This window comes from Erwinia sorbitola (assembly GCF_009738185.1).
GTDB lineage: Bacteria > Pseudomonadota > Gammaproteobacteria > Enterobacterales > Enterobacteriaceae > Erwinia > Erwinia sorbitola.
The window spans coordinates 3,132,020-3,152,089 of record NZ_CP046509.1 but is presented as its reverse complement, the minus strand read 5'-3'; the positions used below and the strand labels follow the sequence as shown (position 1 = coordinate 3,152,089).

The 20,070-nt window shown below is 55.6% G+C and carries 21 protein-coding genes; 9 read left to right on the top strand and 12 right to left on the bottom strand.

Annotated elements, in window-relative coordinates:
- Nucleotides 1-86 precede the first annotated feature (86 nt).
- From bglX to idi, 5 genes are all read left to right on the top strand, one after another.
- Entirely contained in the window at nt 87-2,384 is a 2,298-nt protein-coding gene (bglX, locus tag GN242_RS14150) for a beta-glucosidase BglX (protein ID WP_154752035.1), read from the top strand.
- A 46-nt stretch (nt 2,385-2,430) separates the two neighbouring features.
- The gene (locus tag GN242_RS14145; RefSeq protein ID WP_156287697.1) at nt 2,431-3,297 is read left to right on the top strand and encodes an oxygenase MpaB family protein; all 867 of its coding nucleotides are present in this window, start codon (nt 2,431-2,433) and stop codon (nt 3,295-3,297) included.
- A 113-nt stretch (nt 3,298-3,410) separates the two neighbouring features.
- Nucleotides 3,411-4,520: a suppressor of fused domain protein gene (locus GN242_RS14140; protein WP_156287696.1), complete on the top strand. Its 1,110-nt coding sequence runs from the start codon at nt 3,411-3,413 to the stop codon at nt 4,518-4,520.
- Nucleotides 4,521-4,623: 103 nt separating this feature from the next.
- Nucleotides 4,624-6,522, top strand: coding sequence for a methyl-accepting chemotaxis protein (locus tag GN242_RS14135; RefSeq protein ID WP_154752032.1), 1,899 nt, complete (start codon nt 4,624-4,626; stop codon nt 6,520-6,522).
- A 130-nt stretch (nt 6,523-6,652) separates the two neighbouring features.
- Nucleotides 6,653-7,186, top strand: a complete 534-nt coding sequence (idi, locus tag GN242_RS14130; RefSeq protein ID WP_154752031.1) for an isopentenyl-diphosphate Delta-isomerase — start codon at nt 6,653-6,655, stop codon at nt 7,184-7,186.
- 1 nt (nt 7,187) lies between these two features.
- Here the strand turns inward: idi and GN242_RS14125 are convergent, their stop codons facing one another.
- The 12 genes from GN242_RS14125 to GN242_RS14070 form a co-directional block, all read right to left on the bottom strand.
- Nucleotides 7,188-7,847, bottom strand: coding sequence for an RES family NAD+ phosphorylase (locus GN242_RS14125; RefSeq protein ID WP_154752030.1), 660 nt, complete (start codon nt 7,845-7,847; stop codon nt 7,188-7,190).
- Nucleotides 7,840-8,571: a DUF2384 domain-containing protein gene (locus GN242_RS14120; RefSeq protein WP_154752029.1), complete on the bottom strand. Its 732-nt coding sequence runs from the start codon at nt 8,569-8,571 to the stop codon at nt 7,840-7,842. The genes GN242_RS14125 and GN242_RS14120 overlap by 8 nt, the downstream gene beginning before the upstream one ends.
- A gap of 151 nt (nt 8,572-8,722) precedes the next feature.
- A complete protein-coding gene (locus GN242_RS14115) occupies nt 8,723-8,827 on the bottom strand; it encodes a protein YohO (RefSeq protein WP_154752028.1) in 105 nt (34 codons plus the stop codon).
- Nucleotides 8,828-8,900: 73 nt separating this feature from the next.
- Nucleotides 8,901-9,434, bottom strand: coding sequence for a DUF3833 domain-containing protein (locus tag GN242_RS14110; RefSeq protein ID WP_154752027.1), 534 nt, complete (start codon nt 9,432-9,434; stop codon nt 8,901-8,903).
- A gap of 2 nt (nt 9,435-9,436) precedes the next feature.
- Nucleotides 9,437-9,946, bottom strand: a complete 510-nt coding sequence (locus tag GN242_RS14105; protein ID WP_154752026.1) for a hypothetical protein — start codon at nt 9,944-9,946, stop codon at nt 9,437-9,439.
- Nucleotides 9,943-10,425, bottom strand: coding sequence for a DUF2878 domain-containing protein (locus GN242_RS14100; RefSeq protein ID WP_154752025.1), 483 nt, complete (start codon nt 10,423-10,425; stop codon nt 9,943-9,945). Before GN242_RS14100 ends, GN242_RS14105 begins: the two co-directional genes overlap by 4 nt.
- Nucleotides 10,422-11,651, bottom strand: a complete 1,230-nt coding sequence (locus GN242_RS14095) for an SAM-dependent methyltransferase (protein ID WP_154752024.1) — start codon at nt 11,649-11,651, stop codon at nt 10,422-10,424. Before GN242_RS14095 ends, GN242_RS14100 begins: the two co-directional genes overlap by 4 nt.
- A 3-nt stretch (nt 11,652-11,654) precedes the next feature.
- A complete protein-coding gene (locus tag GN242_RS14090; RefSeq protein WP_154752023.1) occupies nt 11,655-12,371 on the bottom strand; it encodes a DUF1365 domain-containing protein in 717 nt (238 codons plus the stop codon).
- Nucleotides 12,368-13,633 carry an NAD(P)/FAD-dependent oxidoreductase gene (locus GN242_RS14085; protein WP_156287695.1) on the bottom strand — a complete coding sequence of 422 codons (1,266 nt, stop codon included), beginning with the start codon at nt 13,631-13,633 and terminating at the stop codon, nt 12,368-12,370. Before GN242_RS14085 ends, GN242_RS14090 begins: the two co-directional genes overlap by 4 nt.
- A gap of 3 nt (nt 13,634-13,636) precedes the next feature.
- Nucleotides 13,637-14,353: an SDR family NAD(P)-dependent oxidoreductase gene (locus GN242_RS14080; protein WP_154752022.1), complete on the bottom strand. Its 717-nt coding sequence runs from the start codon at nt 14,351-14,353 to the stop codon at nt 13,637-13,639.
- Entirely contained in the window at nt 14,350-14,781 is a 432-nt protein-coding gene (locus GN242_RS14075; protein WP_154752021.1) for a nuclear transport factor 2 family protein, read from the bottom strand. The genes GN242_RS14080 and GN242_RS14075 overlap by 4 nt, the downstream gene beginning before the upstream one ends.
- 10 nt (nt 14,782-14,791) lie before the next feature.
- Nucleotides 14,792-15,523 carry a MerR family transcriptional regulator gene (locus GN242_RS14070; RefSeq protein ID WP_154752020.1) on the bottom strand — a complete coding sequence of 244 codons (732 nt, stop codon included), beginning with the start codon at nt 15,521-15,523 and terminating at the stop codon, nt 14,792-14,794.
- 150 nt (nt 15,524-15,673) lie between these two features.
- Between GN242_RS14070 and GN242_RS14065 the strand changes: the two genes are divergently transcribed.
- The 4 genes from GN242_RS14065 (at nt 15,674) to ybiB (ending at nt 20,026) form a co-directional block, all read left to right on the top strand.
- The gene (locus tag GN242_RS14065; protein ID WP_154752019.1) at nt 15,674-16,237 is read left to right on the top strand and encodes a helix-turn-helix domain-containing protein; all 564 of its coding nucleotides are present in this window, start codon (nt 15,674-15,676) and stop codon (nt 16,235-16,237) included.
- The gene (locus GN242_RS14060; protein ID WP_154752018.1) at nt 16,234-16,761 is read left to right on the top strand and encodes a GNAT family N-acetyltransferase; all 528 of its coding nucleotides are present in this window, start codon (nt 16,234-16,236) and stop codon (nt 16,759-16,761) included. The genes GN242_RS14065 and GN242_RS14060 overlap by 4 nt, the downstream gene beginning before the upstream one ends.
- Nucleotides 16,762-16,863: 102 nt before the next feature.
- Nucleotides 16,864-19,026, top strand: coding sequence for an ATP-dependent DNA helicase DinG (gene dinG, locus GN242_RS14055; protein ID WP_154752017.1), 2,163 nt, complete (start codon nt 16,864-16,866; stop codon nt 19,024-19,026).
- Nucleotides 19,027-19,054: 28 nt separating this feature from the next.
- Nucleotides 19,055-20,026, top strand: coding sequence for a DNA-binding protein YbiB (gene ybiB / locus GN242_RS14050; protein WP_154752016.1), 972 nt, complete (start codon nt 19,055-19,057; stop codon nt 20,024-20,026).
- Nucleotides 20,027-20,070 lie beyond the last annotated feature (44 nt).

Genomic DNA, 20,070 nt, shown 5'->3' with positions numbered 1-20,070 from the left:
ATTCTCAAGGTATGACACACTGCATCCACGTGTTACGTGCAGTAAAATAATAGATACGCCACAGTCACTTGAGAGAAAATCATCTGATGAAATGGATTTGTTCTGTCAGCCTTGCCGTTACTCTGGCGATTCAGCCAGCTTTTGCCGACGATCTTATCGGCCCACATCAACTCACTCCGCAGGCGCGTGACGCTTTTGTCACCGATCTGCTGAAAAAAATGACCCTTGATGAGAAAATCGGGCAGCTGCGACTGATCAGCGTCGGGCCGGAAAATCCAAAGTCCGCCATACGCGATATGATCCATCAGGGGCAGGTGGGGGCAATTTTTAACACTGTCACCCGCCATGATATTCGTGAGATGCAGGATCAGGTGATGCAACTCAGCCGCCTGAAGATCCCTCTGTTTTTTGCCTATGATGTGATTCACGGTCAGCGCACTCAGTTCCCCATCCCGCTGGCGCTGGCATCAAGCTGGGACACCGACGCCATAGCCACTGTCGGGCGTATTGCCGCTTACGAGGCCGCGGATGATGGGCTGAATATGACCTGGGCACCGATGGTGGATGTGACCCGTGAACCGCGCTGGGGGCGAGGCTCAGAAGGCTTTGGTGAAGATACGTATCTGACCTCGGTAATGGGGCGCACTATGGTGCAGGCGATGCAGGGTAAAAGCCCGGCAGATCGCTATTCAGTAATGACCAGCGTTAAGCACTTCGCCGCATACGGTGCAGTGGAGGGCGGGCGAGACTACAACACCGTTGATATGAGTTCACAGCGTCTGTTCCAGGACTATTTGCCGCCGTACAAAGCGGCGCTGGATGCGGGTAGCGGCGGCGTGATGGTCGCCCTGAACTCACTCAACGGCGTACCGGCCAGTGCCGACAGCTGGCTGTTGAAGGACGTGCTGCGCGATGACTGGGGCTTTAAAGGTATCACCATCAGCGACCACGGTGCGATTAAAGAGCTGCTCAAGCACGGCGTAGCCAGCGATCCTGAAGATGCGGTGCGCATCGCGCTGAAATCCGGCATCGATATGAGTATGAGCGACGAGTACTACAGCAAATACCTGCCGGGGCTGGTGAAAAAAGGTGCCGTCAGCGAAAAAGAGATCGATGATGCCGCCCGTCACGTGCTGAACGTAAAATATGATATGGGGCTGTTTAATGACCCCTACAGCCATCTTGGCCCGGTTGGCAGTGACCCGGCTGATACCAACGCAGAAAGCCGCCTGCACCGTGCTGAAGCGCGCGATGTTGCGCGTAAGAGCATGGTGTTGCTGAAGAACCGTCTGGAAACGCTACCGCTGAAAAAATCCGGCACAGTAGCACTGATTGGCCCGCTGGCCGACAGCCAGATCGATATTATGGGGAGCTGGTCAGCTGCTGGCGTAGCGGCACAGTCCGTCACGCTGTTGCAGGGGATGAAAAATGCCACTGCGGATAAAGCCACGCTGCTGTATGCAAAAGGCGCTAACGTTACCGACGATAAAGGTATTCAGGACTTTATCAACCTGTATGAGAAGGCGATGACCGTTGATACGCGTTCGCCGCAGCAGATGCTGGATGAAGCGGTAGCTACCGCGAAAAAAGCTGATGTGGTGGTGCTGGCGATTGGTGAAGCACGCGGGATGGCTCATGAAGCCTCCAGCCGTAGCGACCTGACTCTGCCGCAGAGCCAGCTGAAGCTTATCGATGCGCTCAAAGCTACCGGTAAACCGCTGGTAATGGTGCTGATGAATGCGCGAGCGCTAACGCTGACGCACACCACGCAGCAGGCGGATGCGATGCTGGAAAGCTGGTACAGCGGTACCGAGGGCGGGAATGCCATTGCGGATGTGCTGTTTGGTGACTATAACCCGTCAGGCAAGCTGCCTATGTCCTTCCCGCGTTCGGTAGGGCAGATTCCGATTTATTACAACCATCTGAATAGCGGGCGTCCTTATAATTTCGAGCATCCGAATAAGTATACTTCGCACTACTTCGATGAGGCTAATGGTCCGTTGTTCCCGTTTGGTTACGGCCTGAGCTATACGCAGTTTACGCTGTCGCCGGTGAAGATGTCTGCCGCTACCATGCCGCGCAACGGTACGGTTAACGCCAGCGTGACGGTGACCAACAGCGGTAAACGCGATGGTGCCACGGTGGTACAGCTCTATCTGCGCGATCAGGTGGCAAGTATCAGCCGTCCGGTAAAAGAGTTGAAGGGGTTCAAACGTATCATGCTGAAGGCCGGTGAATCACAAACCGTGACCTTCCCAATTGATGTCAGCGCGTTGAAGTTCTGGAATGCAAAAATGCAGCAGGTAGCGGAGCCGGGTAAATTTAGTGTGATGATCGGCCTGGATTCTGCACGTACTGTTGATGCGGAGTTTGAATATTTGTAATACGCAGGGGCGGGGTACGCCTCGCCCTGTTGTAATGGACGCCGTAATGGTCAATTTTCGCGATAAAATTCAACAACAGGTGTTTCGTATCAACGGCCTGTCGTTAAATGAGTTCGATCTGTCTCAACCACCGGGTGACCCCGGTCTGTACGGGCCGGATAGCATTATATGGCGCGTACACGGTGATTTCCCCTCAATGTTGTGTGGCGGCATTGCCGCACTGTTACTGCAAATGCAGCACCCGCTGGCGCTTGCCGGGGTGTGGGATCACTCCTCCTTCCGTGAAGATATGATGGGTCGGCTGCGCCGGACCAGCCAGTTTATTGCCGTCACTACCTTTGGTAACACCGCCGATGCGCAAACGCTTATTGAACGCGTTAAGCGAATCCACCTGCGTGTAAAGGGCGTGGATGCGCTGGGGCAGCCCTATGATGCCAGCGATCCCCAGCTGCTGACATGGGTACATGTGGCGGAAACCTACTGTTTCCTTGCCGCCCATCTGCGTTATAAAAATCCTCATCTCAGCCCGGCGGATCAGGATCGTTACTATGCAGAAGCGGCATTAGTGGCTGAAGCGCTGGGGGCTAAAGATGTGCCCGACAGCGTGCTGGCCGTCGATGCTTATATTCAGACGATGCGTCCGCAGCTGCGCTGTGATGAGCGTACGCAGGAGGTGCTGTCGCTGCTGCTGAATGCGCCAGCACCAACCTGGCAGGCCCGCCCGGCAATGAACGCGATGTTGCAGGGGGGCATTGAACTGCTGCCGGACTGGGCACAGCAGGCATTTGGCCTGCGCTATTCACCCTTACGGCGGCGCTTTATACGCCTGCATATCGTTATTATTGCCCGACTGCTGCGCTGGGCGATCTCACGAGGTGCATATCAGCGAGCCATGACCAGGGTTGGGCGTTAACCCGCGTTTTGAGACTTTTACCCTTGCCCCCACGTGGCATAACGCGCCATCCTCTCTTACTATTCTGGCCTATTCTCAAGTGAATAGATCCCGCCACATACCGTCGAGGCGTTATGACACAGCCCTATCAGATTGCTGAAGTAACCAATCAGCAACAGACGCTAATCGCAATAGTCGAGCAGGATGAGCGTACCGCTTATTTTTATATCTGGCCGACAGACGTTTTTCGTCAGCAGTTTGCCGTTCGCGGCTGCTGGCTGCGTAATCTATTGCCCGCCCCCTTGCAGGAAGATACGGAAGCAATGCAGCAAGGGACGCCACCGCTACTCAGTGCTGAATATTGCCGTACCCTGGCCGCAGAGCCAATGCTGGATCCGGCCGGGTTGCAGGTGATCTGGGAGCCGACCGATGACGGTGCCGCTCTGTGGTATCACGGGCAGCTGCTGGCGGTAATCCCGGGCTGGAGCCTCTATCAGGATCAGCAAGTAAGCTTTTCTGCGGGCTGCATCAAGGCGAATCGCCTGACCTCGCCGCTCGGTTCAGCATCGACAAATAAAAACTATGCCGCTGCACATCAGCACCGCCAGTTCTGGCGTGAATGGCATGACGGCCAGCTGTGGGAACCGTTTCAGCAGGAGATGCTGCAATGCTATGAAGCTCACTACGGTGAATCCCTGAAATATTACTCTATCGATCAGGGCAACTGGCCGCCGATGGCGATCTCACAGCATTATCATGAGGGAAGCTGGTACTTCCTTACGCTGGGTATGAGCATCAGGCCCATGCCGTGGGTCGATTTTCTGTTTGAGGATCTGGCCCCGGAATACCGGCGTACCGAGCTGGCAATGGCTATCGACGGCGAGGTAATGACAGAAGAGAACGCGGTGCAGATGGCCAGTGCGCTGGCCGGATTTGCGCATATGCCCTGGGCGCGTCTCAGCTGGCTGGGCGAAGGACATACGCTGGAATCTTCAGTTGCTCCGATGGGCTTTGAAGGCTTTATTCTCTCTTCCGCACTGGCTCGCGAAAGCGGGCAATTCCCGCTGCCAAAACGCGAAGGCGAGAAGGTTAACCTGCTCTGGGCAGCGCCAATCACCCAGCTTGAGCGGGAGTTTGCTCAGGCTGAAGAGAACGGCGGACTGGAGCTGGTAGCGCGTCTGTTGCAGTACGGCGGCGGACATATCTTCCGTGCCCGTCAGCAGGTAGTGGAATCGGGGGAATAACTCCCCGTTATCCTGGGGCGTGACCGCGATCACTCAAGTTATTTGATAACATGCCGTTAACACGAACAGGCAATTGTGCTTTTTCGTGTTGAGTGGTGTGCTCATGTTTAAAACAACCCAGGCCAGATTTACCCTGCTGATTGTCAGCTTTTTTGCACTACTGCTGCTGATCACCGTGGTGGTGATTAAGTTATTTGTAGCCCCCCAGCTCGCGACTAACGAGAGCCGCCTGGTGCGCTATGAAGTGGAAACTATTGGTGCCAGCATTACGGAAATGATGAACCGTGTGCAGGCTCAACAGCGCAGTATCACCGAGTCGGTAGCGGTACTGGAGAGCAACAGCATAGATCACGTGCTGCCTGCGCTGGTGAATCAGTATCAGGATGTCGATGTCTTCGGCGGCGGCGTCTGGCCGTTACCGCGCCTGCGTGATGCGGAAAAAGATAAATTCAGCAGTTTCTTCGCTCGTGACAGTAGCAACACCTTGCAGGTCAACACCTTCTGGAACTCTGCCGAGGCTCCGAATTACTACGAGCAGTCCTGGTACAAAGACGGTATGGCTGCGCCAAAAGGGCAGTGTGCCTGGGCGAAAGCCTATCAGGATGCTGCCAGTCCGCAGCCGCGAACCAACTGCGCTATGGCTATTTATCGCAACGGCAGCGTCTGGGGCGTCTCAACCATTGATGTCACGCTGGGCTTCTTTAATCATCTGGCGAAGCAGATGGGTGAGGCGATTCAGGGCAGTGCGCTGATTGTGGAAGCGGACGGTAAAGTAGTGGGCGACGCCAGCCTGGTGGATGGGACAGCGAAACTGCGCAATCTGACAGAACTGGATACGCCGATGGCAAAAGCGCTGAGTGAGAACCTCAGCAAAGCCAGCGGTGGCAGCCCGCAGGAGATCCGCTATGAAGGTGATGATGGCAGCCATACGTTGATGATTCAGCAGATTAGCGGCAGTCCGTGGTTCCTTGCCAGCGATGTACCCAGCGCGCTGTTAGCGCAGCAGACCAGTTCTATCCTGACACGCCTTGGTCTGGTGCAAATTCCTTTGGCTATCGTACTGCTTCTTGTGCTGCTCGGCTTTATCCGCGCGATGATGAATCGCCTGAAAGGATTGAATGACAATATCCTGGCGCTCTCAACCGGCGGAGCGGATTTAACCCAGCGCCTGCCTGCCAGCAACAGCCCGGAATTCAATGCGGTGGCGCAGAGTTTCAATAATTTCATCGGTTATCTACAGGGCCTGATGCAGCAGGTGGGTGACAGTGCGCTGGCGATTACCGCCGCGTCACGGGAAATTGCCAGCGGTAACCTGGATCTTTCGTCGCGCACTGAAGAGCAATCCAGCTCCATTGTTGAAACTGCGGCATCCATGGAAGAGCTGACCGGCACCGTGCGGCAAAATGCCGACAATGCCACCCATGCAAATCAGCTGGCTGCTGATGCTTCACAGGTGGCAAAACGCGGATCCAGCGTAGTGCAGCGGGTGGTGGCGACGATGGGCGAGATTAACAGCTCATCGCGCAAGGTGGTGGATATTATCAGCGTAATCGACAGTATCGCCTTCCAGACCAACATCCTGGCGCTAAACGCAGCGGTGGAAGCCGCGCGCGCAGGTGAACAGGGGCGCGGTTTTGCCGTGGTGGCCTCTGAGGTACGCAATCTGGCCCAGCGTTCGGCGAATTCGGCGCGGGAAATCAAAAAGCTGATTGAAGAGTCGGTATCGAATATTGATGAGGGCAGTCTGCTGGTGCAGCAGGCCGGAAGTACGATGGATGAACTGATGAGCGGCGTCAGCAGTGTTAATACGCTGATGGCGGAGATTATGTCTGCCAGCCGTGAGCAGAGTATGGGTATTGACCAGATTAATACTGCCATCACTCAGCTTGACAGCACCACGCAGCAAAATGCCGCGCTGGTCGAGCAGGTTTCTGCCGCCGCTCAGGCGATGGAGGAACAGAGCGTTCAGTTAGAAAAAGTTGTCAGCAGCTTCAAACTCTGACCTGTTTCCGGCACCATCCGGTGCCGGATACTCATGATTCTCTCTTCTCAGTGACTCAGAGCACGATTATAGGCAGATCACCAGTCGCTTCTTATGCAAGAATGGTCGGCCTATCTTTTGAGGAGTCGGCATGTCTGCAATTGAAGTTATCCTGGTCGATAGTCAAGATCGCCCAACTGGTAAGATGGAAAAAATGAAGGTTCACGAAAAAGGTCTGTTGCATCGTGCAATTACCGTTTACGTATTTAACTCTCGCCATCAGCTGCTGTTACAGCGTCGCGCCAGTGATAAATACCACTGTGGCGGATTGTGGAGTAATACCACCTGCGGGCACCCTTATCCGCAGGAATCTACACGTGATGCCGCAGAACGTCGTTTATCGGAAGAGATGGGACTGAATCTGACATTACAGCCCGTCTTTGAACTCAGCTATAACCTGCCGCTCAGTAATGGTCTTACCGAGCATGAATACGGTCATGTCTACTTTGCTATTAGCGATGAACAGCCGGTGATTAACCTGGAAGAGGCGGATGAGTGGCGCTACAGTTCGCTGGCCGAAATTGAGTGTGAAATAGAGGCCAACCCGGCACAGTTTACACCGTGGTTTCTGCTGACCTTTTCCCGCATTCCGTCCGAGCTGGCGCGTTTTATTGCGCAGCAGTAGGTCACTCCTCCAGATATATCCCCATTCGGTCAGCCAGAGAGAGCAGTTCGCCAACGACCGGATAACGGGTCAGTTGCTGCGTTCCCCTGCCGTTTAGCTGCAACTCACCGTTAATCCGGTCGCCAAAAAACAGCCAGGCATCACCTTCATGCTGGCGTGAAGGCCAGGTTAACCCATGCACCTGCGGATATTGATAGTGAATCGCCTCGGCCCACTGGCGCGTAATCTGGTAATCGCTGGCATCGGAATGAATCAGCTTTTTCCCTGCGCGCATTTTTATCAGCGAAGGTAAGTCAAGGCTGGCCAGCAGTAGTGGGGCAGCCGTCACCAGCTGGCTGTGACGAAAAGCATTCAGTTCGCTGACCGGATAGACAATAGCGCTTTGTGAGATATCCATATCGTGAAAAATCACCTCACACAGCGCTACTTTGGTGGTGTCTCCCGCATACAGCGTGGGAATAACATTACCTTGCCGATCGAAAATCGGACTAAAGCGGGCGTTGCCCGTAACGGTATTGTTAAAGCTGTCGCCAGCGAACTGTTGGCGATGGATACGATACAGGCAAAGGCCGGCTGGCAGCCTCCGGATGTTAATATCGACTGACGCACCTGGCGGTAATAGCGTCGAAAATCCCTTTTCAGTGCTGCTCTCCTTAGCCATGCTGTGCCCCCGATCTTGCCTGTTGGGCGGCTTTAATGACTGCCTGAGGATCGCTGTTCAGCAAATCTTTTGGCCTGCGCCCGGCCAGCCAGCTGTTTTCGCTGATAAACCAGGCGGCGAGTGACCAGGAGGTACGCGTCCCCTCGAAAATTTCCAGCACCTGTTTTACCACTGGCAGGGGTTGCCAGGCCTCATCAAACGCGTAGTCAGGGTAGCGATCATGCCCTTCAATACTGATGGCAAAGGTTTTACCGCGCCGTTTCCAGGCATTCGGTCCGGCGCTGCGGTTAGCATTCGTAAAGTGGGCGCGATCGGATAGCTCACCGGAACTGAGCCACTCTCCTTCACTCAGAACAAGGGCGCGAATATCCTGCTGTCGCTGGGTGTTATTGGCCCTGAATTGCTCATAACCATCGAAAATTGTGTTTTGTTTGCTGACTGCGGGAGCGATGCGTGTTTTTCGACGTGCAGGCACCAGCAGTTTTTGGGCGATCTCGAAGAAAGCCAGAGCGAGGGAGGGGTCGAGCAGTGGGTTACTAACCAGTTTCTCCAGTTTTTTACGTAAGACGTCACCATTTCCCCCAGCGGGTGGGGTGGCGTCTTTAAACTGATTAACATTAATAACCAGATATTCAGCGCTCTCTTCAGCTGCCATATTGCGCAACTGTTGACCGTTGAACAGGTTAATCGTGTCCGGTATTTCTGGCGTAGTTTTTACTGACATAGCGCACCCCTGATCTGTATATATTGCATATATTGAATATATAGCATATCAATCAGGGTGTCTAAAATTTCATCGCCTTCCATACATGGAACAGATGAAAGCGATGGGTAATTTGCTTACAGAGTATCCGCCGGGGGGGGGGCGATAACGATCAGGAGCGAACGATGAAGGTATACCCGGCCAGCATCACACCGCCAACTCCGCCCAGCGCCATCAGCAGAAAAATACACACCACACCAATCTTTTGCCAGTTCATAACGTCGCCTGTTTTCTTAAGGAGGGCGAAGTATAGCGCTTTCACCCGGCGGAATTAAGCCGGGGTCGAGGTTTTATTGTGGCGTAACGGGCTGTTTGGAGAAAAACAGAGTGACGCGCGCCACTTCAATGCCGAATTTTTTCATTGATGTCACGTTCATCAGATGTTGAGCATCCTGCTGGTAAATCCAGTCGTCAAAGTTAAGTTTGTAGCTGCTGTCATCGGTTTTTACCGTCATGGTATAACGCCAGTTGAAGGCGTTACCGCTGGCATGCCCCTGCGCCGTGCCGATTATATCTCCCGCGGTGCCCACATAACTGCCGTCGGCCAGGCGGCGGATATGCCAGACACGCGTCTGCTTCTCGCCGTCGTCATAAACAAATTGTTCGTTCAGCGTCAGCGTTTCACCTACCACCTGGCCCCTGATCGCCACCTCAAAGCGACGGATTTGCTTGCCGCTGTAATCCTGCACCATTCCCCAGGCGCGGGATTCACCGTTAAACCAGCTAAAAATATCAATTTTGGGCTGGGCCTGCTGGTACTCATCCAGCGTGGTGCCGCAGCCAGCGAGCAGCAAACTGAGAGCCAGTATCAGGGATTTCCACATGGTTAACCTCCGGTAAGTTCCCGACGGATATCGGGGTAAGTCGTATCCGGCGACAGCCAGATATTGAGGAACGCGTCGCGAAAGGCTGCATCAAAGCGCGGCCCGATAGCGGTGATGGCTGCCTGTGTACCTGCTGGCTGCCAGTAAAACTGCCCGCCGTTGCCCTCGGCCTGAAACGCAAGACGGCTGCCATCGCTGACGTTGGGCCAGACCTTTGCCAGCTGTTGCAGCCACTGCTGCTGCTGTTCGCGGCTGCCGGTATTCTGCGCCTGCCACTGCTCCAGCGTGGCATCCAGCAGCTCCTGACGGCTGATGTCCCGACGATAGGTAATCACCAGCGCCAGCGGCCACTGCTGCGGCTGCCAGCGGCCGTCTGGCGTCAGCAGCTGCGAATCGTACACGGTAAACGGCCCCCAGGTCAGCGTTGCCTGGCCGACATTCTGCCAGCGCAGCCACTCAGCGGCCTGAAGCAGCGGTGAGCAAAACAGGAGTAACAGCAGTAGTTTTTTCATTCTTTTCTCCTGAGCAAACTACTGGCGAAGGGGAGATATAGCGCCCAGCCAACGGCCAGCGCAGTCAGCACAACCACCGGTGGCTGATGCCATTGAAGGCCGCCCAATCGCTCTCCAACAAGGTAAGAAAATGGCCCGCCCAGAGCACCGATGGCCACCTGCCAGCGCCGGTTAAGCGCAAAGCGGCTGAGGGTCAGCCACCACCAGCAGGCAAACATCAGCCACAGTGCCAGCATCCAGGCAGGAAAGCCTGCGCTGCCGCTAAAGCTGAACAGATCCAGCTTCAGCCACAGGCTGTCCAGTGCGATACCGCCCAGCGCAGCCAGCAGCACCCGCAGCTTAATATCACGCGGGCACAGCAGCCAGGCGAACAGCGCGCTACCGCCCAGCAGCAGCCAGATACGCTCCCGCAGCCCCACGGCCAGCCCCCAGTAGATATCGAAGGAGAAGGTCAGCAGCCAGAAGCGCAAGCGGCTCATGCGCGCTGTAACGTCAGCTGTATGGTGCCGATGGTCTGAGCGCGGAATCCTGCCTCGCAGTAGCACAGATAGAAAAGCCACATCCGGCGGAATCGTTCGTCAAAGCGTCCCTTCGCCAGCTGCGGCCAGGCATTATCAAAGCGCCGCCGCCACAGTTGCAGGGTTTGCGCGTAGTCCATGCCGATTTCAAGCTGGTCAATTTCGCTGAAATCGCTAACCTCGCGCAGCGTGTTTTGCAGCAGGCTGACCGACGGCAAAAAACCGCCGGGAAAAATATAGCGTTGAATAAAGTCCACGCCGCGAGAATAGCTGTCAAAGCGCTCTTCACTGATAGTGATCGCCTGAAGTGCCAGGCGGCCCCCCGGTTTCAACAACTGCTGGCAGCGCTGAATAAACAGTGGAATATAAGTTTTGCCTACCGCTTCGATCATCTCGATTGAGACGATTTTGTCATACTGGCCGCTAAGATTACGGTAGTCCTCGCACAGTACCGTTACGCGGTCGCTGAGACCGGCCGCAGCGATTCGCTGACAGCAGTAAACATACTGCTCGCGGGAGATTGTGGTGGTGGTGACCCGACAGCCATATTCCCGCGCGGCAAACTCAGCCATGGCACCCCATCCGCTGCCGATCTCCAGCAGATGGTCATGGGGGCTTAACGCCAGTTTGACACACAGTCGCTTCATCTTGGCCTGTTGAGCCTGCTCCAGCGTCATCTCCGGCTGCGAAAACCAGGCGCTGGAATAGAGCATCGCCTCATCAAGGAATGTTGTATAGAAGTCGTTGCCGAGATCGTAATGAGCCGCAATATTACGTTTCGCCTGGCGCACATTATTACGACGCAGCGCATGTAACAGCTGATTAAACGGTGCGGTCAGCCAGCTAAGGCGTGCTTCCAGTTTATCGGCGACACGGCTGTTTTGTGCCAGCGTCAGAATCACGGCAGTGAGATCCGGGGTTTCCCACTCGCCATCCATATAGGCTTCTGCCGCAGCAATACTGCCGCCCAGCAGCATGCGGCGATAGGTGCGTGAATGATGCACCATCACTTCCGCCTGGAGCGCCGCCTGGGCATCGCCGAAAAACTGGGTGCCAAGATGCGGGTCATGCAGCGTTAATCCGGCCCCTTCGAGCGCACTCAGCAGGGAAAAGATCACCCGGCGTGATGCGGAGAAACGTTTACCCGTTTTTTCACGGCGTGTCAGGCTGAATTCAGTGCCAGTCATGGATTATTTCTCCGGCTTACGGTGGTCATATACCGGCGCACCTTTGCGCCAAAGTTTCCACGCCTGCCAGTAAATTGCCAGCGCGGTACGAACTGTCATCAGCGGAAAGCGCCAGAGAAAATAGCGCAGCGTTTGCCGGGTCAGTGGCTGACGACGTAAATGAAGCGTGGCGTCAAACTCACGCCCTTCACGGTGGTTCTCAATATGCACCATCAAAGATTTAGCTGGCGGGGACAGCCGCCAGTGATAAACCATCTCCATGGGGTTAAAAGGCGAGACGTGAAATGCTTTGTTCGTCGTTTCGCTACCGTCGGGTTTGACCGCATAGGTATGGCGCTCATTCCACGGCGTATTACGGACCTCGGCCAGCATCCAGCGCAGGGTGTCAGCCGCATCGTAGAGATAGTAAAGATTGACCGGATTAAACGAGCAGCCAAAGTAGCGCAGCTGCGTCAGCAGCATCACCCGGCCGGAGAGTTGTTCACCGGTCAGTGCGGCAATGCGCGCCTGTGCACGCTGCTTGATATTGCCGCCACCGCCGAGGAAGTCGTCCTCACTGAAGCTGGCGGCGCACAGACGACGGTTACCAATACCGACGCTTTTCAGCAGCGGCAGCTCATCCAGATCAATCAGCGGCATAAAGATGCGGTAGCTGAACTGATGCTCTACCGGAGTGAAACGGCGGTGGCGTACGTGGCCGCTGTACAGCACGCTGTTCATAGCAGACCCGCCTGTTCCATCGCCACCACCACATCGAGGGCGCTGCGAATGCCATCCTCATGAAAGCCGTTATAGCTCCAGGCACCACAGAACCAGGTGCGATTAAGTCCGTTCAGCATCACCCGTTGCTCCTGCGTGATCATGCTGCGGGTACCAAACTGCGGGTGGTGGTACTCAAAGCGGCGGAGTACTTTAGCGGGATCGACAGGCTGTGTCGGGTTGAGACTGACGCAAAAAGTATGAGGTGACTGAATACCTTGCAGGATATTCATATTGTAGGTAACGCTGGCACCCTGGCTTTCGCTGTCGTTGGCTCCATCTTCAAGGTGATAGTTCCAGCTGGCCCAGGCGGCGCGGCTCTGCGGCAGCAGGCGGGTGTCGGTGTGCAATACCACCTCATTGGCGCGATAGGGTACTCCGGCCAGCATTTCGCTCTCACTGGCAGAGGCATCGCCCAGCAGCTGTAACGCCTGGTCGCTGTGGCAGGCAAAAATCACCTGGTCATAGCGTTCAGCGCCGCGCAAACTTTCCAGCGTGACACCATCCATATCACGGGTGACATGCGTTACCGGAGTGTCGAGGTACACCTGCATCCGCCCGCCCGCCAGCTGCATCATACGGCGAATATACTCACGGGATCCGCCGGGCACCACGTACCACTGCGGGCGGTGGGTTAAATCCAGCAGGCCGTGATGGTTAAAGAAATTCAGGAACTGCGTCAGCGACATACGTCGCATCTCACTCAGTGAGACAGACCAGATGGCGGCCCCCATTGGCAGAATATAGTGGCGGGCAAAAAATTCGCTAAAGCCGTTCGCGCTGAGAAAATCGTTGAGAGTGCCTTGCTCCTGCTGCTGTTCCAGCCACTGTTTGCCAAGGCGGTTGAAACGCACAATTTCCAACAGAAAACGATAGAAGGAGGGTTTCAGCAGGTTGCTGCGCTGGGCGAACAGGCTGCTTAACGTGTGGCCGTTATACTCCAGCCCGGTGCGGTTATTACGCACTGAGAAACTCATCTCCGTCGGCTGACCTTCCAGCCCCAGCTCGGCCAGCAGCGCCTGAAAACGCGGATAAGTGCGATCGTTGAAGACAATAAATCCGGTATCGATAGCCCAGCTTTTACCGTCCAGTTCAACATCCACCGTGGCGGTATGACCACCGAGTGTGCTGCCTGCTTCATAAAGATGTACCTCGGCACGGGAGGCTAATTTCCACGCACAGCTGAGGCCAGCAATGCCACTGCCAATAATCGCAACGCGCACGAATTACCTCGCTATTTTTTGCGTTAACAGACGCTGAAGAACCAGGGGGAGTCTGGATGTTACCCGCAGGATAAAAGCAAATAACGGCGGGAAAGCGATCTCAGCCTTGCCTTTTGCCAGCCCGTGCCGGATATAGCGCGAGGCCTGAACCACATCGACTATCATCGGCATGGCAAAATCGTTGCGCTGTGTCAGCGGAGTGTCGACAAAACCAGGCAGCACAAGAGTGATACCGATCTGCTGGCGTTTGACATCCTGCGCCAGGCTGCGTGCGAAATAGGCCAGCGCCGCTTTTGATGCTCCGTAGGCTTCCGCACGGGGCAGAGGAACCATGCTGGCGGTGGAACCCACCAGCGCCACGCGACTGCCGGGCTGCATCTGTGGCAGCAGGCTGTCGAGGCAGTTCACCGGGCCGCTGAAATTGGTCAGCATCACGCGGTGTACTTTTTCGGCTTCGACAATGCCATGATCGAGATATTCGCAGGTGCCTGCACAGAGGATTGCCAGATCGGCCAGCTTGCCGCTGAGTGCGGCGCGCGTTTCGGCGAGGTCGGTGATGTCGAACAGGCAGATCTCAATCTGCGGATAGTGCTGGCGCAGTTCGTCCAGTCGCTCAGGGTTGCGTCCACAGGCGGTGACGTGCCAGCCGTCAGCGGCATAATCCCTGGCCAGCTGCAGGCCAATGCCGGAGCTGGCTCCGGTGATCAAAACGCGTTTCATGGTTGCAGCCTCTTTTTGATCAGATTGATGGCACTGCCCAGCAGCGGTAGCTTTTCGTAAAGCATCGCGCCCATATCGTAATAATCGCGCTGAAACGCGACTTTATTGTCTCGAAATTGCAGGTAACTGCTGCCTTCCAGCGTCTGATCGGCACCGCGCTGTAAGGACGGGTGGGCATACTCCATCCGCCACAGTAAAAGTGCATCGGTTTCAAACTCACGGGTGAGCGTGACCACAAAACGGCAATAGCGCATATTTTTCAACAGGCTGGCAAAGTAGTTCTCCACCACCGCCAGCCCGCGATGCTCTCCCACCGGATCGCTAAGACAGATATCTGTATGGTAAATCTGCGCAAGCATACTTAGCCTGTCGCTGTTCAGCGTTTGATAAAAAGTAACTAACTGCTGTAATGCGACCTGCTGCGTCATACCCGATTCCTTAATGGCCGTGTGCGGTAATAGAGAATCCCTGCGCCTGCCAGTGGCTTATCTGTTCCTGCTGGCGTTTGGTGAACGCTTTGCCGGTATAAACGAAAATATGCTGGCCGGGGAACAGCTCCGGTCGCGGAGAATCCAGCGGTTCAGCAAGCACATCAATACGCCACCCCTGCTGGGAAAGCCGCCAGGCTTCCAGCCATAACCGCGTGCGGTCAGTCAGGCCCCAGCCGATCAGCAATGCATCTTTTCCGGCCTTCTTGCGTGAACCGGTTAAACAGAAGGCGATGTAATCAATTAAAGCACCATCTAATAAACTACACATAGCCCGGGCAGTATTTTGATCCAGACCCAGCCGCTGGCGAATAGGAACGAAAACATGGTCTATCAGCATCTCTGCCGGGTTTTCCTTGCCGATAGTGGCGATTTTTGTGCGCAATTTTGACGGGCGTACCAGGCGAAGCACCGCCAGCATCTCTTCCTGGAGTGCAAACCATCCATCATCAATATTAACGTTTTCGCCTTCGATCAGGGCCTTGACCTTACCAACCGGCACGCCGCTCTCAATCCAGCGTTTAATCTCTTCGATGCGCTCAATATCGTCTTCGTCAAACAGACGATGGCCACCTTCAGTGCGCTGTGGCTTAAGCAGACCATAACGACGCTGCCAGGCGCGCAGCGTGACCGGGTTGATGCCGCAGCGTTCTGCGACGTCGCCGATGCTGTACAGTGCCATGAATTACCTCTTACTGACTGTCAGACCTGTTATCAGCCTAACCAATAATAACAGGTTGTACAAAGTATTATTTATTGTACAAGTTGAAAAGACCAAAATTAAACGATATATCTCATATAAGAGATTTATTCCCTAATATGAGAATATCAAATGCAACAGACTCCAACGGAACAACGGCTTGCACAACGACTGGCCGATCTGCGCTTAGAAAAAGGCTGGTCGCTGGAGACTCTTGCCGAGCTTACCGGGATTAGCCGCGCTTCGCTATCCCGCATTGAGCGTGCTGAGACAAGTCCTACCGCCTCTCTGCTGAACCGCTTGTGCAGTGCTTACGGACTGACGATGTCACGGCTGTTAAGTGAAGTTGAACAGGGAGCTGTACAACTTTTGCGACCTGCGCAGCAAAGCGTCTGGCGCGACGTTGAAAATGGCTATGAGCGCCGCTCACTATCACCGCCTGCGCAGGCATTTCATGCCGAGTTAGTCGAGGCGCGCCTGGACGGCGGTGCGCGTATTGAGTACGACATTCCACCGCTGGCAGGGCTTGAGCAACATATCTGGATTCTTGATGGCGTACTGGAGTTCCATATGGATGATCGCTCCTGGCGGCTGGAGCAGGGAGACTGCCTGCGCTTTCATCTCTTCGGTCGTACCTGTTTCCATGCCCCTGAAGCTGCCGGGGTGCACTACGCGCTGGTGGTGGCCCGCCCATGACTCATATCACCTATCAATGGCTGGAAGCCGGACAGACACAACAGGAAATCCCGGCACTGTATGAGGTGCTGGATAGCTGCGTAGCGCAGGGAGCAAGTATCGGCTTTATCAGCCGCGATCGGCAGCAAATGACTCATTTCTGGCAGGATGTGGTTCTCAACCTCGCCTGTGGGGATAAACAGCTGCTGGTGGCGCGCAGGGAAGGGCGTATTGTCGGCACCATCATGCTGGCCCTGGCGATGCCTGCAAACGGGAAGCACCGGGCCGAAGTGATCAAACTGCTGGTTCACCCGGATGCGCGCCGCAGCGGGATTGCCCGCGAGCTGATGCAGCAGGCGGAAGCCCGTGCTCGTCAGCTGGGGCGCAGCCTGCTGGTACTGGACACCCGCAGCGGTGATGTTGCTGAATCTCTCTATCTCTCACTTGGCTGGCAGGTCGCCGGACAGATCCCACACTATGCCCGTTCGACCGCAGGGGTGATGGACGCCACAACGGTAATGTATAAGGAGATTGAGCAGCCTTAGCCTGCTTAAATTGCGAGCGGCCTCTGGAGATTAGCGTTTGCAGGCTGACGTCGCCGCCATACTGTGTAAAAATACAGCCTTGTTTAGCTGGAAGTGATGGTCATGGCGTTAACTGCTGCGTTAAAAACGCAAATTGCCGGGTGGTATAAAGCCCTGCAACAGGAAGTTCCCGATTTTATTCCGCGTGCGCCGCAACGGCAGATGATTGCCGAGGTAGCGAAGACGCTGGCGGGGGACGATGGTCGTCATCTGGCAATTGAGGCTCCCACCGGTGTGGGAAAAACCCTCTCCTACCTGATCCCCGGCATTGCCGTCAGCCGTGCCGAGGAAAAGCCGCTGGTGGTGAGTACCGCTAACGTGGCGCTACAGGATCAGATTTTCAGCAAAGATCTGCCGCTGCTGAAGAAAATCATTCCCGAGCTGAAGTTTACCGCAGCGTTTGGTCGCGGACGTTACGTGTGCCCGCGAAACCTCTCTGCGCTGGCAACAGATGAAGAAAATCAGGGCGACCTGTTGTTGTTCCTTGATGACGATATGACCGCCAGCAAAGATGAGCGTGCAATCTGTACCGAGCTGGAGAAATCCCTTAAACGCTACCAGTGGGATGGCCTGCGCGACCACTGCGCGGAAAATATTGAAGACTCGCTCTGGCAGCGCCTCAGTACGGATAAAGCCAACTGCCTGGGCAGTAACTGCCACTGGTTCCGTGAATGTCCGTTTTATGTGGCGCGGCGTGAAATTGAAAATGCGGATGTGGTGGTGGCGAACCACGCGCTGGTGATGGCCGCGCTGGAAACAGAATCGGTGCTGCCTCCGCCAAAAAACCTGCTGCTGGTGCTGGATGAAGGTCATCATCTGCCGGATGTCGCGCGTGATGCGCTGGAGATGAGCGGTGAGATCACCCCCGGCTGGACGGTGCTACAGCTTGACCTGTTTTGTCGCCTCGTGGAGCAGTGCCTGGCGCAGTTTCAGCCGAAACGCCCGCCGTCCCTCAGTCATCCGGATAAACTCAAGGCGCACTGTGAAGAGGTGCGCGAACAGCTACAGATGCTGTCGCAGATCCTCGGCCTCTATCTGCCGCCGGAAGGTCAGGAGGGGGAGTTCCGCTTCGAGATGGGGCTGCTGCCTGAAGAGATCCTGACCATCTGCGCCCGGTTGTTTAAACTCAGCGATGCGCTGCGGGGTCTGGCCGAAGGGATGATGAACGACCTCAGCGAGAAGAGCGGCCAGTTTGACGTGGTACGTCTGCATCGCACGCTGATCCAGATGAACCGTGCGCTGGGCTGGTTCGAAGCCAGCAGCAAGCTGTGGCGACTGGCGGCGATGGAGCAGGCTTCCGGAGCGCCGGTATCGAAATGGGTGACGCGGGAAATTCGCGATGGCAGCGCGCATTTGATGTTTCATTGCGCCGGGATACGCGTCAGTGAACAGCTGGAAAAGCTGCTGTGGCGTAAAATTCCCCATGTGGTGGTGACCTCTGCCACGCTGCGATCTCTTAACAGTTTTCAGCGATTGCAGGAGATGTCCGGCCTGAGCGAAAAGGCGGGCGATCGTTTTGTCGCCCTCGACTCACCCTTCAATCATGTCACCCAGGGCCAGCTGATTATTCCGCAGATGAAGTATGAACCGATGCTGGCAAACGAGGTGCTGCATCTTGCGGAGATGGCGCACTTCTTCCGTCATCAGATTAAGCTCGCTGCCCATAAAGGCATTCTGGTGCTGTTCGCCAGCGCCCGGGCCATGCATCAGTTTCTGGCCTATCTGCCCGAGCTGCGGCTGATGATGCTGGTGCAGGGGGATAAGCCGCGCCCGGCGCTGGTGGCACTGCATCGTAAACGCGTAGAGCAGGGGGAAACCAGCGTTCTGGTCGGGCTGCAATCCTTCGCCGAGGGGCTGGATTTGAAAGGCGATCTGCTTTCACAGGTGCATATTCATAAAATCGCCTTCCCCCCGATAGACAGTCCGGTTATTTTGACTGAGGGAGAGTGGCTGAAAAGCCTGAAGCGCTATCCGTTTGAAGTGCAAAGCCTGCCCAGCGCTTCGTTTAACCTTATTCAGCAGGTGGGGCGGTTAATCCGCAGCCATGACTGCTATGGCGAAATTGTAATTTATGATCGGCGGCTAATCAGTAAAAGCTATGGTGCACGTCTGTTGGGCGCGCTGCCGGTATTCCCGATAGCGCAACCACCGATGCCGGAAGGCGAGCTGCCGAAAGCTGTCACTCCGGCGGTGAAAAAGAAACCCACATTCCGCCGTCGCCGTTAATCCGTCTTACTGAGTAAAGAGCATAAGCATGGAATTTAAAAAAATTATTAAAGAGATCGGACGTGGTAAGAATCATGCCCGCGATATCGATATGGAAACCGCTCGCGAGCTTTATCGCCGCATGCTGAACGGTGAAGTGCCGGATCTTGAACTTGGAGGGATTTTGATTGCCCTGCGCATTAAAGGAGAGGGCGAGGAGGAGATGCTGGGTTTCTACCAGGCGATGCAGGAGCAGATGCTGCGCCTGACGCCACCTGCGCAGCGCCCAATGCCGGTGGTCATTCCCAGCTATAACGGCGCACGTCGTCAGGGAAATCTTACCCCGCTGCTGGCACTGCTGCTGTCGCGTCTTGGCTTCCCGGTGGTGGTTCATGGCGTGAGCGACGATCCTACCCGTGTCACCAGTGAGCAGGTGTTTGCGGCGCTGGATATTGCTGCGGTAACCACACCTGAACAAGCACAGGCAAAACTGGATGCGGGTGAACTGGTATTTATCACCGTAGGTACTCTGTGCCAGCCGATGGAGCAGCAGCTTGCTCTGCGCTGGCGTATGGGCGTACGCAATAGTGCGCATACTCTTGCTAAACTGGCAACGCCGTTTGCCGAAGATGCAGCGCTGCGCCTCGCCAGCGTATCTCATCCGGAATATATTCCGCGCGTAGCAACGTTTTTCAGCGCCATTGGCGGCCGTGGTCTGCTTCTGAATGGTACCGAAGGGGAAGTGTACGCTAATCCACAGCGTTGCCCTTCGATCACACAGATAGCCGGGGAAGAGACGCTGATGCTGCTCTCGCGCCAGGAAGAGATCGCGCCGGGAGACGATTGTCTGCCTGCTGCCAAAGATGCAGCCACTACCGCCGCATGGATCCGCCGTTGTCTCGATCGTGAAGTGCCGGTACCGCAGTCGCTGCGCCTGCAAATCGCCTGCTGTTATCTGGCAACCGGACGGGCAATTGATTTGGATGGTGCGTTAGCACAGATCGATTCCGCAGGATATTGATACCCGCGCAGGCCTCGGGGCGGAATGTCCGCCCCCGGTGTGTA

What these genes read in the sequence shown, in the direction of transcription:
- bglX (WP_154752035.1), top strand. Translation starts at nt 87, where the DNA reads ATGAAATGGATTTGTTCTGTCAGCCTTGCCGTTACTCTGGCGATTCAG.
- GN242_RS14145 (WP_156287697.1), top strand. Translation starts at nt 2,431, where the DNA reads ATGGTCAATTTTCGCGATAAAATTCAACAACAGGTGTTTCGTATCAAC.
- GN242_RS14140 (WP_156287696.1), top strand. Translation starts at nt 3,411, where the DNA reads ATGACACAGCCCTATCAGATTGCTGAAGTAACCAATCAGCAACAGACG.
- GN242_RS14135 (WP_154752032.1), top strand. Translation starts at nt 4,624, where the DNA reads ATGTTTAAAACAACCCAGGCCAGATTTACCCTGCTGATTGTCAGCTTT.
- idi (WP_154752031.1), top strand. Translation starts at nt 6,653, where the DNA reads ATGTCTGCAATTGAAGTTATCCTGGTCGATAGTCAAGATCGCCCAACT.
- GN242_RS14125 (WP_154752030.1), bottom strand. Translation starts at nt 7,847, where the DNA reads ATGGCTAAGGAGAGCAGCACTGAAAAGGGATTTTCGACGCTATTACCG.
- GN242_RS14120 (WP_154752029.1), bottom strand. Translation starts at nt 8,571, where the DNA reads ATGTCAGTAAAAACTACGCCAGAAATACCGGACACGATTAACCTGTTC.
- GN242_RS14115 (WP_154752028.1), bottom strand. Translation starts at nt 8,827, where the DNA reads ATGAACTGGCAAAAGATTGGTGTGGTGTGTATTTTTCTGCTGATGGCG.
- GN242_RS14110 (WP_154752027.1), bottom strand. Translation starts at nt 9,434, where the DNA reads ATGTGGAAATCCCTGATACTGGCTCTCAGTTTGCTGCTCGCTGGCTGC.
- GN242_RS14105 (WP_154752026.1), bottom strand. Translation starts at nt 9,946, where the DNA reads ATGAAAAAACTACTGCTGTTACTCCTGTTTTGCTCACCGCTGCTTCAG.
- GN242_RS14100 (WP_154752025.1), bottom strand. Translation starts at nt 10,425, where the DNA reads ATGAGCCGCTTGCGCTTCTGGCTGCTGACCTTCTCCTTCGATATCTAC.
- GN242_RS14095 (WP_154752024.1), bottom strand. Translation starts at nt 11,651, where the DNA reads ATGACTGGCACTGAATTCAGCCTGACACGCCGTGAAAAAACGGGTAAA.
- GN242_RS14090 (WP_154752023.1), bottom strand. Translation starts at nt 12,371, where the DNA reads ATGAACAGCGTGCTGTACAGCGGCCACGTACGCCACCGCCGTTTCACT.
- GN242_RS14080 (WP_154752022.1), bottom strand. Translation starts at nt 14,353, where the DNA reads ATGAAACGCGTTTTGATCACCGGAGCCAGCTCCGGCATTGGCCTGCAG.
- GN242_RS14075 (WP_154752021.1), bottom strand. Translation starts at nt 14,781, where the DNA reads ATGACGCAGCAGGTCGCATTACAGCAGTTAGTTACTTTTTATCAAACG.
- GN242_RS14070 (WP_154752020.1), bottom strand. Translation starts at nt 15,523, where the DNA reads ATGGCACTGTACAGCATCGGCGACGTCGCAGAACGCTGCGGCATCAAC.
- GN242_RS14065 (WP_154752019.1), top strand. Translation starts at nt 15,674, where the DNA reads ATGCAACAGACTCCAACGGAACAACGGCTTGCACAACGACTGGCCGAT.
- GN242_RS14060 (WP_154752018.1), top strand. Translation starts at nt 16,234, where the DNA reads ATGACTCATATCACCTATCAATGGCTGGAAGCCGGACAGACACAACAG.
- dinG (WP_154752017.1), top strand. Translation starts at nt 16,864, where the DNA reads ATGGCGTTAACTGCTGCGTTAAAAACGCAAATTGCCGGGTGGTATAAA.
- ybiB (WP_154752016.1), top strand. Translation starts at nt 19,055, where the DNA reads ATGGAATTTAAAAAAATTATTAAAGAGATCGGACGTGGTAAGAATCAT.